Raw genomic sequence first — 13995 nt, forward strand, 5'->3', positions numbered from 1 at the left:
GCCAGCATGTTGACCAGAAACGCTTCATTCGTTTTCGTGGCATGGGTATGGCTGTGTTTTACAATTTCGTCTTCCAAAGCCGACGTATTGCATCAATGGGTCCAACTCGGACCTGACGAAAAAATAATTGTGAGATCAATCTCTGCCTTGCCTAACTGCCCTTTGTTGCAGATCGATGGCCAGACTGTTGCGATGAAGAAGCGCGCGATGCCACAGGACCAGTTTCCTCATCTGGTGTGCGAATTCCACGCGCCAAAACTGGCTCAGAAAATAAAGCTCGAAGGAAACCTGCTGCCAACGCTCAAGCCAAACGTACGACGAATTGCCGTGATCGGGGATACTGGGTGCCGAATTCGCGGCACCAGAGTACAAAACTGCAAGGATCCAACTGCTTGGCCTCTGAAATCCATACTGGAAGAAATCGCAACCAGATCGCCGGATCTGGTTATCCATGTCGGTGACTACGTCTATCGAGCATCGGAATGTACGGACGCAGAAAAATGCGGCGGATCTCCATTTGGTGATACTTTCAAATCCTGGTCCGTAGATTGGCTGAACCCGGCGGAGAGTTTGTTCAGAAGCGTCCCGTTTGTCCTCCTGAGGGGCAATCACGAAAACTGTGGACGCGGCGACAAGGGGTGGTTTCGGTATTTTGATGTAGGGCCCGTTCCTACGGATTGTCCCGCTGTAACCCTGCCTTGGATTGCAACCTTGAATGGTCTCGATCTAATTTCGTTTGACTCCTCGGCTGGCCCGGCACCGCAAAGCAGCACAGACCTGTTAGACATCTACCGACTCATGGCCAAAGACCTGTTTGAAAAAATCCGTAGCGAAGCTTGGTTTCTCACGCATAGACCACTTTGGGTAAACATGCATGCGTTCGGGGAACTAATTGATGGTGACGACACTCAGCGGGCAGCGTTTGGCAAATTCATCCCTGAGACGGTCAACCTTGTTTTGTCAGGCCACATCCATGCGTTTCAGGCTATCGATTTACTGGACGGTCCAGTGCAGGGGATAAGCGGTAACGGAGGAACGCAGCTCGATCCTATGCCCACCGATATTGCTACCAATGTTGAAGTTGCTGGCAGCCTGGCAAGTGTGGTGGTCAGCAATAACGATTTCGGTTTCTTAATGTTAATCTTGGAAGCAGAGGGTAGCTGGTCGATGGAGTCGATTGATGCGAAAGGAAGAACCCAGAATCGATGTCGACTTGTGGGCCGAATGCTTTCTTGCGAATGATGGAAAGCCGAATGTGACTAGAATGGCTCCATTTATCGATGCGTTGGGGACTTATGGGACGGCGAGATTAAGCGTCTTACTGGATACACTTATCCTTCTATCTTGGCGAATAGTTGAAAGCCGAGAGCCTTAGTGGTGGAGAATTGCTGCATTCGGATCATGTTCGCTAGCGCTGCGAATTGGGTCTTAGGTTTAGCTTAAGTGGCTAACAGTTCGCAGAGGTTACTCATCGGCATAAAAGACTTTTTGCTCGGCGCAAACGGTAAATCAATTATCCTCATCCGGCAGTATTTTACCGCTTCGGGTAATTCGTATCCATGACGGAAGTTTCATGCCGATATCATAGGCAAGCAAACCATAGAACGCTGTCGCAAGAGGGATTCCATTTGCAGCGATCTCGACGAGTGATCCGGTCACAAAGCCATGCATCATCCACATGGAAAAAGAAGTCATCGCACCAATTCTTACAGCCATCGCAGAGTCACGGCTTAAGAGAGTTAAAGAAAGCACTGACGTGCCAACTGCAGGAAGCAATTGCGTAAGAGATCGACTCAACAAAAACGAAATCGAAACTGCGGACGCCCCAACCGCAGGTAGAAGATGAAGAGGGTTCTCAAAGGTGACATAGGCAGCGATCCAATAGAGTAGAATGAAGAAAACGATAATTGGGTTTCGATATTTCTGATTCACAACACTCGAAACAATCAGCTGTACGGCGATCAGTGCGGCAATTATCGCAGCAAGAGGTACGCCCAGTGCCACGTAGTGCGCTACCCAGAAAATATTTGAAAACCCTAGAAATAGAGTGAGTTTGTTTCGCTCTTTAGATCTGGCAGAAAAAACTTGAAACCCGAAAGCAATCGCACCAAGGAATTGCGCCAGAATGTATGAGATCGAAATCAATAAATGCTATCCCTTCTTTCTTCTTGCGAATTCGGTTTCGTAAGTCCTTTCGAGGGCAGTGTCTGAAGAAACATACCCAGCCGAGCTTCTCTGACCATCAATCTAAAGAGAACGTACAGCGACCTGATCTGTAAAGGAAAAACCTCCCTGGGGCCCGCTGAATTGAAAAATACGCAAGTACCAAGCTTGGAGCAGCTTGATCACGAAAAACATTGAAATCATCGTCTTTGTCGAGACGTGGTCTACTTTGAGCACCTTTCAATCTCTGGCGCCACTCAAGCATCGGCTCGTTGCAATCCGCCAACCCTAAGGCGCATAGAATCCATACTTTGCTGCCAAATCCAGACATTCAGGCAATGGACGAATACCATCCGAGGCGGAAGGCGAAGTAATGCAGGCAGCTGCGGCGCTAACGGCATATTCTAGGGATTCCTGCAAGTGATGCACACCATGCAACCCCATAAGAAACCCTGCAGCAAACGCGTCACCAGCACCCAGCTTCGATTGAATTATCGAATGAGGTAAACAAATGGCAGGTTGTGAGTAATTAAGCCCATCATGACCTGCGCAGACCGCCCCAAATTCTGAATGAAGCACAACGGCTCTGCGAACCCCAAGCTTTAGTATTTCTTGGGCGGCGCGCTGCATTTCGGGAAGCCCCGTCGACGTTTCATCAACTCTACGTCCCGTGAGCCAACTGGCTTCGATCTCGTTGAGGATCAAGTAATCCAAGTGCGGCGCTGAACTGGCGATGATTTCACGAAACTGCGGGTGCTTGCGACTGACCAGATCAGCCACCGTCGTTATACCTGCATCGCTGGCGCGTTCCAGTACTTTACTTGCCTGCGTTCTCCCATTCGCGTCAAATGCATCCAAAGCTTCAAGCATGGTCAAATAGCCAAGGTAGAAAATCTTGGAATCAAACCCCAGAACGTCGGAAATTTTTAAGTCGAATTCGTTGTTGGCGCCCGGGTAGTGAAAGAAGGTTCGCCTTCCCGTGGATTGGACCGACATGACATCCGTCCACGACGTGCCATGATCAGCGGATATTCTAAGCCCGCTTGTGTCTATGCCATGGCGTTTGCAGTCATCGATTATCCAAGTTCCGTCGCTGTCATTTCCCAACAGGCCCTCTGCATGCAGGGGGAATTCAGCGCCCAAAGCCACAAGGTCACGGAGTAAATTATAAGGACCGCCTCCGTTGAACTGGGATTGCGATTGTACCAGTGCCAGTTGATCTTGGTTCGGGTATTCATCGACGATTTTGACATGATCAACAATGAAGTTCCCAGCTGCGACCAATCCGCTGCGATGTAACTCTTGCATCTGATTTCCCCTTTGTTTTGATGGCGAAATGCATCGCTGTGTGTTCAGCTTCGGTTTGGGGCAGTGGATTTTAAGTCTGGCTGTTTTTTCTGGGTCATTCTTGCAATGTATTGGTTCTCCACTGTCATCAAGGTGAGTTTAGGCAAAACCTACTCAACGCGAAAGCCACGGTTGTACGGTTTAACCCGTTGATTATCCGATCTCCAATTACTGGTATTTGTTTTGACATTGCTGACACAAAGCTGAAAACTGTACTGGGTGACGCAAACGGATCGAGCAAGGCCAGTCTTTCGTCACCGATCAGCAGCTTGCAGATGCTCTCGATGCAGCTGTTCATACCGAAGACCAAGGGCATCCTTTTCGGCACATTTCTTGGTGTCTGGTTTTCAAATTGAGGCAACAGACGCCAGCTCGTTGATCGAACACATTGGAATTGTTGCCAGGTCTGCCTTGGAGGTCTCTCCAAACTTTGAGCGCCGCGATCCTTGGTACGCGGCAACTACCAAACACAGCTCACGAACTAAGTTTGTAGCCAGCTGGATCGTTGGGAGTGTGCAACAACGTACTGTCGAATTTCGGAAGATCATCATGTAACTTTAGCCAGGGCAGCTTGCTCTGGTAGTTGACATGAAAGGTTGGATTGAATTGCTCGGGGCACTCCATCGATGGCGCATAAAGATGCATGCCACCGGGATAATGCTCGGCCTCAAAACCCATAGGCGATCCGCACGCTTTGCAGAAGTGGCGAAAGACACCCTTGGAGCTTTCAAATGTCTTTGGGTCGTCTCCGGTCCAGCTAAAGGCTACCAGCGGAACGCCCAACCATGCAACTACCGGCGCTGAACAGTTTCGGCGGCAATCATCGCAGTGGCAGTAACAAGCCCAAGTGGGCTTACCCGCGAATTCCCAGCGCGTGCGCTTGCAAAAGCAAAATCCTCTAGTCGTCATATGCTGAGCCTTAGGTCTAGCTTCTTAAAGTTCTCACCAGCTTTAGTCAGAAACGCGACCAAGAGGGACATGTTTTAAGTGGTTTACGACACTGCAATCGAAATCTGACCTCTTGTTTCTTGCTCACAGGGATCGCTGATTGCTTCTCAGTTTTTCACTGAGGACGGAATATCCAATAGGGTTCGACCTAAGCGGCGAGTAAGTCTTGTTTTGCTCGTAACATTGGTTGCTTTGCAGGCTAACAGACAGCAAACGCTTCTTGACCTAAGCCGTTTTGACAGCAGTAAGGTAATCTTGAATTTGAATAATATCGCGACGGGGCAGCCAAAACTCGTCTAGTACAAACTCGGTGATTTCGGTTCGCTGGTCCAAATCAAAATTGTGCACGTCTGGAAAAAGCATGATCATCCAGACAACCGCCATCATTTCCCGAAAACTGTTGGGCCGAAATCTTGTTGCGCTGGTATGTGCGGAGAAGCGCAAAACCTGCGACATTGATTGCATCTGTGCGGGCAGCTCAAGAAGATTCTGAGAATTCGAATGCCCTAGAAACTTGTTTGCAAAATGGTTGTACAGCCAAGTTGTCGTGTGCGGACGCCCTGTCGACGACGACATCAGAACCATGTGCATCATCCCCGGCTCGCGCAGGACATGGGTTCCCAGCTTGTTCACCAACTCTGGCCAGTACGCGGGCTCAGAGTAGTACAAAGAATGGTGGAGGGTGATCAAATCGAACCGCTGGCCACCGAGCTTCTTAATCACTGTCTCTTGTGCTGACTCATCCGTTCTAAAGTCGGTCAGGTAGTCTCCTACTTCAAGGTGGATGTCCTCGAGCATATGGCGTTCCACGACGCAATTGACCGCTCGCAATGCCGCTGGGTCCTTGTCGTAAAGCCATAGACCACCATCAGATAACGCGTGCAGCAATTTTAGCTGCGGTTCTTCGCTTGATCCAATTGAAAGCGACCGAAACCCATAATCCGCTGGCGTTCCGCGCAAAATAGATTTCACGCCAAGCATCATGTTTTTGGCTACATCGGCCTTTTCGTCCGTGTAGTTTTCCCAGGTTTTGACCTGATCACGCAGGCTCATCGAAGATGCAGCCAGGCCTTCCTCCAGCAAGTCCGTTCTGTTGGTCACCGCATGCTCCGTTGTCGCAAAACCATGTTTGCTTCAATTCACAACTGCCCGTCTCACATATAAGTTTCAAGCCAGTCTTCAACACCAATGAGCCTTCTCAACTGAGCGAGTCCTCCGTTGTGTTCAGGAAACGGAGGACTAAGGATGAAAGACAAGAGACCGAAGCCCAAAGGCATTGTCTCGAAGTTACGGCAGGTTGAATTACTGATGGGTCTTGTCAGCAGAACTTTGCTTGAGCGGGGCAGGGTGCTCTCGTAGCCTTCGCGTATGATTAAACAATCGCCATTCAAGTATTTCAAAACCAGCCCCGAGATCATCCGCCTCGCGGTGATGTTGCACCTCCGCTTCCCGCTCTAGCTTTGGAATGTCGAAGATCTGTTGCATGAGCGAGGCATCGACGCGAACGCGCGATGCAGCGTTTCTGGCGCATGCGAAGTTTACAGAAATTCACCGCCGTCCGTTCCTCCGTCTACAACCACTTCAACCACGAAGGTTCACTAGCCATTCGAGACACCTTCAAGCAGACACGCACCGCCACTCTCGCAGATTGGCGTCAACTTTGTTCCGGATAGGTTCGTGGTTTCCGCGGCAAACTGAGACTGGTTCGAATTCGTCTGACAGCACCGCCAAAAAAAACAAACATTCGGATGTTATGATGTTATGGTGTTATAAGTTGCCAACACATCAAAGTTTAAGCACCGAAGCTCAGCTTCAATCTCGGGGGAGAAGGAATGAAACTACAATGGCTTTTGTTTTTGTGTGCAAGCCTGGTGGCACCATCGCTGCAGGCACAAGACGACCCAATTCGACACGATGCAGAGTATTACATATTGCAAGCACAACGCGCAGAACAATGGGCGCAGGATGATACCGCTGTTGATGAAGCTTTGGCCGCCTTTCGTGACGGTAACAATGGGCAGCCCCCAAACATAGTCAGCGTGCTGATAGATGATATGGGCTTTGGCGACATGGGCATACCCGAGCTTAACGCGGTCCGTGGGTACGACACTCCGAACATCAATGACTTTTCGGACGAAGCGCTGCGTATGGTTCGGATGTATACCGAACCGTCCTGCACACCAACGCGTGTGGCGCAAATGACCGGCCGCTTGCCTGTGCGTATGGGAATGGGTGACACAACGGTAGATATCGCTGGCTTTGGATTGCCGGGTAGTGAAGTGACACTGGCCGAAGTCTTGAAACAGGCAGGATATGCAACCAGCCACGTTGGTAAGTGGCACATGGGCGACATTTCCGAAAGTTGGGCGATGAATCAGGGTTTTGATTACGCTCAGCACGCCATTCATCAGCAGGGCCAGCTGACCATTTTTAACGATGATGCGATCAAGGAACAGGTCTCGGTCGCGATTCGTGATTATGACGACAAATACACGCTGGATGGCTGGTTCCGACCGGATGCCTCGGCGATGATGACCGTCATCGAGGGCGAAACCGGTGGGCCGATCCGCGAAATCCGCATGGAATCCGGAGAGCGCTGGAACGCTGCCAAATACGATGAGATGAATCAGGCCTTTCAGGACAAAACGCTGAATGAGCTGGAGCGGCTTGCGAGTAGTGACGCGCCATTCTTTTTACAATACTGGCCTATGATCCCGCTGGACAATACCCGCGCCGGCCGTGAAGGGCCGGAAAGCGCGAATGGTGGTCTGTATGTCGACAAGATGCAGCTTTTGGATCAGTGGCTGGGCGATCTGTTCACCCGAATGGATGATCTAGGGCTCAGCGACAACACCATCGTTGTGGTCATGGGCGACAATGGGCATTTCACCAAATACGCGCCGCAATCCGGGTTTACCCCACTGATTTACGCGGGTGGTAAAGGCGACACGACCGAAGGTGGCGTGCGCGTCGATGCCTTCATCCGCTGGCCGGGCATGATTGAAGCCGACGGGCTGCTAAACAGCATCATTCACGTCTCAGACCTCTACACCACGCTCTCGCGATTTGCAGGGGCGGATGAATTCATTCCCAGGGACCGTCTGGTCGATGGTGTCGATCAGTCAGCGGCGCTACTGTTTGCAGATGAATCGAAGGCGCGACGCGATCACGTGATCATTTATTCGGTCGCGAAACCCGAGGCGATCGTTAAGGATCAGCTCAAGCTCAAACTGCCGGGACCAGGTGAGAGCGCAATTTTAGCAAAATTCTTCGATCTTTACCGCGACACCCGCGAAGAATACTCGGTCTCAACCGAAGTCGGATCTTGGGGCGGACAGGAATTCGTACGGATACTGGGCCGCCACAAGGCGCGGAAAGAGAAATACCCCGATACTCCGCCCGCCTACGGCATACCTTATGAAGGGATTGAGAACATTCGTCCTGAGACACAGCAAGCCGTTGAAGCTTTCATGATCAAGCGCGCGTCGCCACAGAAGTAAGCCTGATCCTTCGGAATGAACCTGTGAAGGACTGTGTTAACCAAAGTCGAGGGTAACAGCATGATTGGTAGCATAATATTCGCACTTGGATTGATTGTGTCTCTCGGCATTGGGTTCGTCTATTTTCGCGATCTGGGTGACGTCTCTCAAATGCTGCTTAAAGTAAAGCGCGAGAATATGGTGCGCTTTATCCGCAACGAATACCGCCTGCTCGGCATCGGACTTGGCGCTTTTGCAGCAGCAACACTCGCGCACTTCCTTTTGGGGGGCAGCCCTTTCTGGCTTTGGCTTGTAGCGGCGGTGCTTATCCTTTTTCTTTATGGGTTTCCCTACGTTTGGGTGCATTTGGGGCTAAGGAACCAGCTTAATGACGCCCGGTATTTTCCCATTGAGGAGGCCCGGAAACATGTCGGACCAACTGCACCGGTCATCGTCATCGAACACAATGGTCATGCGCGCGCACACCCGGATGCGCAGATCATGCGCCCTCACCTGGCGGGCGATGCAGATGGGCTGGGAGGTGAGGATGTGGTCATGACCTATTGCGCAATGGCCAATCTGGGACAGGGCTACACGCCGCGAATAGACGGGCAACGGCTGAACCTCGAGGTTTTGGCCCAGCACGGTAACAACCTGATCCTGCGCGACAACGACACGGGCGAGCCGATCCAGCATATCTACGGTTTCCGCGAGGCGGACCGCGATCCCAACCCTGACGGTCCTGCTTGCCCTCTTCGGCCCGAAGCGAAAATGAAGCCTTGGCCCACCTTTCGAATGACGTTCCGCGGGTTTCAGAAAGCCTATCCCGCAGGTGAGGTGTTTCTGAACAAGCCATCCCCGAACCCCTTGCTGCGCCTACTGGACATGATGACCGAGATCACTTTTGGCTGGGGTATCGGGCGCCAACATCAGGAAGACGCGCCCGTGATGGACAACATGGATCGCTCAGACCACCGGTTGCCGAACAAAACCTACGTCTGGGGAGTGACGATCGGAAAAGATGCGGCCTGCTGGACCGATGATTTTATCGTCGAGAACAAGTGGATCGTAAATGCCAATGTCGGAGGACAGGATGTCGTGATTAGCCTGGATCCGATATATGAAAGCCTGGGCGTTTGGTATAACGACTCCGGTCAACCTGTGACCCATTGCGATTTCTGGGGCCATTCAGATCAGGGTCAGCTTAAACGTGTCGAAACCCTGCGCGCAGGCGTGTTCTGGCACGTCTGGTCCGAGTTCTTCCCGACCACAGATATTAATCGTGTCGGCAACGCTTCGACGGCAACCGAGAGCGCTGCAGAATGAGACTTATGACCAATCAGCCACAATATTTCTAACAATTGTACAAACTTGTATGTTCGACGGGAGGAGCAGAATGATTTCACCAAAATGGGTGAAAAACTGCGCTTGCGGAGCAGCTTTATCCACATCTGTGGCCACCGCGGCTTCGGCACAGCAAACCGATTGGTCCTATGAGGCCACAATCTACCTATTCATGCCTGAAACGGAAACAGCACTGAGCACACCATCGGGCACTCTGGACGGTACACTCAGCTTTTCTGATGCATTGGAGAACCTCGATTTCGCCTTTATGGGAACCTTCTCGGCCACCAACGGCCGTTGGCTGATACTGGCTGATTAAACTACACAGATCTGTCATTCAGCAACAATTCCCCTGGCCCTGTCAGTTCGGGTCTCGAGACATCATTTACCACACAATACCTGAGTGGTTATTTCGGCTATCGAGCCTATGAAGCGCCAACCATCACCGTGGACATTGCCGGAGGCTTCCGGTGGTTCAGCACCGAAACGGAGTTCACCCTTCCACCCGGCTCGTTACCGGGGCGCACGACAACGGCTGACAACAGCTGGACCGACCCTGTCATCGGTGCCAGAGCACGCGTTCAGTTCTCGGATAAATGGTCGGGCTCCGGTTTTGTCGACTACGGAGGCTTCCGCAGTGGCAGTGAAACCTGGCAGGTTCTGCTGACGGCAGATTACGCAATCAACGACAGGTGGTTAATCCGCGGCGGTTATCGCTATATCTCATTTGACCATGGGTTCGACGGTAACGATTTTTCATTTGACCAGTCGGGGCCTGTGCTAGGCGCGACTTATCGGTTCTAGAATTCTTTGCTGGCAAACCCGAGACAAGGTTGTGATATTACGAACGTCGTTTTATTGGCGCGTTTCTACCGTAAAAAGGTTTAGAGCAACGAATTCGCATGTGTCCTCGAATTTGTTTTCGTGTCTGGAACCAGATCTTGCCTCCCGGCTTCGATAGCTGTTTGGAGTTTGTTGTAGCCCTAGAAGTATAGCAATGAACTAAGACAAGACTAAGGTAGCGACGCCACTTTCGACCGCGGATTAAGAATTTACCTAGGCTAGCTTTCGCAACTACAGCGAATGTCGACAACGCGGGCTGCTACCGCGGTATTCAAAGGGCGGGTGGATGTCAGTTATGGGCCGTGAGTGGGGGACCGATGATCGCCTCTCACTCAGTATCCTGCACCGCCTCCGGTCTCTGGTTCGAGCCCATAGCGACCGATGCTGCGGTCGCCATCAACGCCGGCGATGCGGACGAATCTGCCCCTGGGCACAGATACAACTTATCCGCGTCCGCTCACGCTCGCCTGATAGGTCTCCAACGAGCCTGAAAGGGCCAGGCCGTAAGGCGCGTCGTGCCTTTCGCAGAATTCCTGCCAGACCATTCCATAAGGCAGGTCTTTGAGCTCTTCGGTGAAAATAAGACGCTTTGAAAAATTCAGCGCTGCTTCCGCGTCTTTGAGCTCAGCCTGCGGCATGAGCAGTGAACGCAGCAAGGCTTTCTGCATGTTCCGTGTCCCGATCACCCAAGCGGCCGTTCGGCTAATCGTGGCGTCAAAGAAGTCGAGCCCGATGCGTGTCCGCTCGAGTAGGTTGGCAAACACAAGTTCGTTCGCCATCGCTTGAATGTCATCATTCAGCAGGATCACATGATCGCTGTCCCAACGCATGGGGCGCGAGACGTGAAGGAGGATTTCATCAAGCGAGAGGGCGACCGCACTGAGTTTGTCCGCAATGTTCTCGGTGGGATGGAAATGCCCCATGTCGAGGCAGAGAAGCGTGCCTTTGCGGATCGCGTAACCCAGGTAGAATTCGTGGCTGCCGACTGTACAGGCCTCGACCCCGATCCCGAAGAGCTTGCTTTCGACCGCGTCGACCATCTTTGCTGGCTCTTGTTTCTCATCGCACATGGCGTCGAGCGATGACTCGAGGCGCGCGCGCGCTGCCATACGGTCTACAGGGATGTCTTTGTAGCCGTCGGGTACCCAGATGTTGTTGACCGCCGACGAGCCAAGCTCTTCACCCATTTTCGCCGCGATGTTGCGCGTGCGACGGCCATGCTCGATCCAGAAGTCGCGGATACCTTTGTCAGGGTGGCTTAGGGTGAGATTGTCGTCTGCTTTCTCATGCGCGAAGAAAGTCGGATTAAAATCGAGACCAATGCCCTGATCCTTGGCCCAATCGACCCAAGATGCGAAGTGGTGGTATTCGATTTCGTCGCGGTCGGGCGTTTCGTCCGTGTCGAGGTAAATGGAGTGCAGGTTGAGCCTGTGTGTGCCAGGGATTTGACCGTAAGCAAATTCGAGGTCAGCGCGGAGTTCATCCGGTGTTCGGGCGCGGCCCGGGTGGTTGCCTGTCGCCTGGATACCACCTCCAGAGGTGCCGCTACGGGTTTCGAACCCCACCACGTCGTCACCTTGCCAGCAATGCATTGAGATCGGGATCGTTGCAAGCCGGTCAAGCGCTGCTTCAGTATCGACGCCCCAATCGGCAAAAACGGCCTTCGCGCTTTCGTAGGTCATAAGATTCTTCTCCTAGCGCGTAAAGGCCTGAACGTTGCCGGCGTCGACATTAACAATATTGCCAGTTGATTTCGCGGACTTGTCCGAGGCAAAGAAATAGGCCGCTTCGGCGATGTCCTCAGGCAGGACCGAGCGTTTTAGCATTGAACGCTGGCGATACATCTCTTCCAGACCGCCCTTGTCGGTGCCGTAGGTCGACGCGCGTTGGTCGAGCCACTCCCCCTCCCAGATGCGCGACCCACGAAGGACGGCGTCAGGGTTGACGACGTTGACACGGATGCTGGCCTCAGCGCCTTCAAGCGCAAGACAGCGCGCCAGATGGATTTCGGAAGCCTTAGCGGTGCAATAGGCTGACGCATTCGGGCTGGCTGCGAGCCCGTTCTTCGAAGCGATGAAGACGATCGAGCCGCCAATACCCTGAGTCCGCAGAACCTTGAACGCCTCGCGACTGACAAGGAAATAGCCCGTGGACAGGATTTCCATGTTCTTGTTCCAAAGCGCGAGCGAAGTATCTTCGACCGGGGCAGACGAAGCGATACCAGCGTTCGAGACGAGGATATCGATGCCGCCAAACTCGACGGCTGCCTCGGCGAAGGCCGCGAAAACGGCGTTCTCATCGGTAACGTCCATCCGGACGCTGCGAACGACATCATCGGAGTAGCGGGATTTCAGGTTCTCTTCGACAGACCCGAGGGCGTCCGCGTCGATATCGGCCAGGACGACACAGGCCCCCTCGGACAGGTAGCGTTCTGCAGTAGCCGCACCAATGCCGCCGGCTCCGCCGGTGACGAGCGCAATGCGTCCGGCAAGCGATTTCGGTTTGGGCATACGCTGTAGCTTGGCTTCTTCGAGCAGCCAGTACTCGATATCGAAGGCTTCCTGTTCGGGCAGGCCGACGTATTCACTGACAGAAGACGCGCCGCGCATCACGTTGATGGCATTGACATAAAACTCCCCCGAAATGCGCGCAGTGGCCTTGTCTTTGGCAAAGGTGATCATACCGACGCCGGGAACGAGGTAGACGACCGCATTCGGATCTCGGATCGCCGGGCTGTCGTCGTGTTTGCAGCGTTCGTAGTAGGCGGTGTAGTCGTCTCGATAGGCGGCGACCTGAGATGGCAGGCCTTCAAGAACGGTGTCCACATTGTTCTCTGCCGGGTTAAAGTCCACGACAAGCGGACGAATTTTAGTCCGAAGGAAGTGGTCGGGGCACGACGTGCCGAGCGCAGCATGCGGTCGCATATTCTTGGCGTTCACGAATTCGAGGACGGTTTCGCTGTCATCGAAATGGCCAACCATGTGCTGTTTGCCTGAAACCATTCCGCGGATCGCGGGCATCAGGCGCGCGGCTACGGCTCGGCGGTCTGCTGGCGCAAGGCTTTCGTGAACCGCTCCGCCGAAAGCTGCGACACCATCTGTTTGGGCCTCGAACCAATCCATGGCTTTCTGAATGATCGCGAGAGAAAGCTCGTAACACGCCTTGGCGTCATCCGCCCAAGTGAAAAGTCCATGCGATTCAAGCACCACGCCCTTGGCATCTGGGTTCTTCTTGCAAAAGTCTTCCAGCCAGAGCCCGAGTTCATAGCCCGGTTTTTTCCATGGTAGCCAGCCGATCTCGTCGCCAAATATCTCTTGCGTCAGTTCTTTTGAGTTCTTCGAAGCGGCGATGGCAATGATCGCATCCGGGTGCAGGTGGTCGACGTGCTTCTGCGGGACATAAGCGTGGAGCGGTGTATCGATTGAGGCTGCGCGCGGGTTAAGCCTGAACGTGCAGTGCGGGAGGTATCCGACCATCTCGTCTTCGAACTCGACGCCGCGGTAGAGACCTTTCAACGCGACCAGCTTATCCATGTAAAGTGTCGCGAACCCGTCCATCTTGATGGAACCAATGTCACCGCCCGAGCCTTTGACCCAGAGGACTTCGACATCATCACCAGACAACGGGTCCTGCTCCATCACCTTCGCCGACGTGTTGCCGCCGCCGTAGTTGGTGATACGCTTGTCCGAGCCCAAGAGATTGGAGCGATAGAGAAGCTTTTCCGACTCGCTCATCGTTGCTGCTGCACGGTCGTCCCAGAGGTTCTCAAGTGGTTGTTTCTCTAAGGTCTTCAACATCTGGCCCTCCCGGCTGCGTCCAAACTTCGGATGTGCGTTGTCGATGAGGGTGAGCGAGATGCGTTGTTTTGTCA

Annotated in this window: 11 protein-coding genes and 1 pseudogene; 6 read left to right on the forward strand and 6 right to left on the reverse strand. The window is 53.0% G+C overall.

Annotation, left to right across the window (positions count from 1 at the left end; translation table 11 throughout):
• The first annotated feature begins 6 nt into the window (after positions 1–6).
• Positions 7–1242 carry a metallophosphoesterase gene (locus GOV38_RS11970; protein WP_171209667.1) on the forward strand — a complete coding sequence of 412 codons (1236 nt, stop codon included), beginning with the start codon at positions 7–9 and terminating at the stop codon, positions 1240–1242.
• Between the two features lie 267 nt (positions 1243–1509).
• Here the strand turns inward: GOV38_RS11970 and GOV38_RS11975 are convergent, their stop codons facing one another.
• The 4 genes from GOV38_RS11975 to GOV38_RS11990 form a co-directional block, all read right to left on the reverse strand.
• Positions 1510–2145, reverse strand: a complete 636-nt coding sequence (locus tag GOV38_RS11975) for a YgjV family protein (protein WP_171209666.1) — start codon at positions 2143–2145, stop codon at positions 1510–1512.
• 306 nt (positions 2146–2451) lie between these two features.
• On the reverse strand, positions 2452–3471 hold the full coding sequence (locus tag GOV38_RS11980; RefSeq protein ID WP_171209665.1) for a carbohydrate kinase family protein: 1020 nt from the start codon (positions 3469–3471) through the stop codon (positions 2452–2454).
• 513 nt (positions 3472–3984) lie between these two features.
• The gene (locus GOV38_RS11985; protein ID WP_171209664.1) at positions 3985–4419 is read right to left on the reverse strand and encodes a GFA family protein; all 435 of its coding nucleotides are present in this window, start codon (positions 4417–4419) and stop codon (positions 3985–3987) included.
• Between the two features lie 264 nt (positions 4420–4683).
• A complete protein-coding gene (locus GOV38_RS11990) occupies positions 4684–5559 on the reverse strand; it encodes a hypothetical protein (protein WP_171209663.1) in 876 nt (291 codons plus the stop codon).
• A 267-nt stretch (positions 5560–5826) separates the two neighbouring features.
• Between GOV38_RS11990 and GOV38_RS22580 the strand changes: the two are divergent.
• The 5 genes and pseudogenes from GOV38_RS22580 to GOV38_RS22315 form a co-directional block, all read left to right on the forward strand.
• Positions 5827–5913 (forward strand): annotated as a pseudogene (locus tag GOV38_RS22580) (IS6 family transposase); the annotation flags it as partial.
• Between the two features lie 377 nt (positions 5914–6290).
• Complete coding sequence (locus tag GOV38_RS11995; RefSeq protein ID WP_171209662.1) at positions 6291–7958, forward strand: sulfatase-like hydrolase/transferase; 1668 nt, start codon at positions 6291–6293, stop codon at positions 7956–7958.
• Between the two features lie 60 nt (positions 7959–8018).
• On the forward strand, positions 8019–9263 hold the full coding sequence (locus GOV38_RS12000) for a DUF3179 domain-containing (seleno)protein (protein ID WP_171209661.1): 1245 nt from the start codon (positions 8019–8021) through the stop codon (positions 9261–9263).
• Between the two features lie 70 nt (positions 9264–9333).
• A complete protein-coding gene (locus GOV38_RS22310) occupies positions 9334–9600 on the forward strand; it encodes a hypothetical protein (protein WP_254430612.1) in 267 nt (88 codons plus the stop codon).
• Between the two features lie 128 nt (positions 9601–9728).
• Complete coding sequence (locus GOV38_RS22315) at positions 9729–10085, forward strand: outer membrane protein (protein ID WP_254430611.1); 357 nt, start codon at positions 9729–9731, stop codon at positions 10083–10085.
• A 482-nt stretch (positions 10086–10567) separates the two neighbouring features.
• On the opposite strand, the gene GOV38_RS12010 is transcribed toward GOV38_RS22315, so the two are convergent.
• Both GOV38_RS12010 and GOV38_RS12015 read right to left on the reverse strand, forming a co-directional pair.
• The gene (locus GOV38_RS12010) at positions 10568–11806 is read right to left on the reverse strand and encodes an L-rhamnose isomerase (protein ID WP_171209660.1); all 1239 of its coding nucleotides are present in this window, start codon (positions 11804–11806) and stop codon (positions 10568–10570) included.
• Between the two features lie 12 nt (positions 11807–11818).
• Positions 11819–13921: a bifunctional rhamnulose-1-phosphate aldolase/short-chain dehydrogenase gene (locus tag GOV38_RS12015; RefSeq protein WP_171209848.1), complete on the reverse strand. Its 2103-nt coding sequence runs from the start codon at positions 13919–13921 to the stop codon at positions 11819–11821.
• Positions 13922–13995 lie beyond the last annotated feature (74 nt).

Origin of the sequence: Ruegeria sp. HKCCA5839, from assembly GCF_013035585.1 — a bacterium.
Lineage (GTDB): Bacteria > Pseudomonadota > Alphaproteobacteria > Rhodobacterales > Rhodobacteraceae > Ruegeria.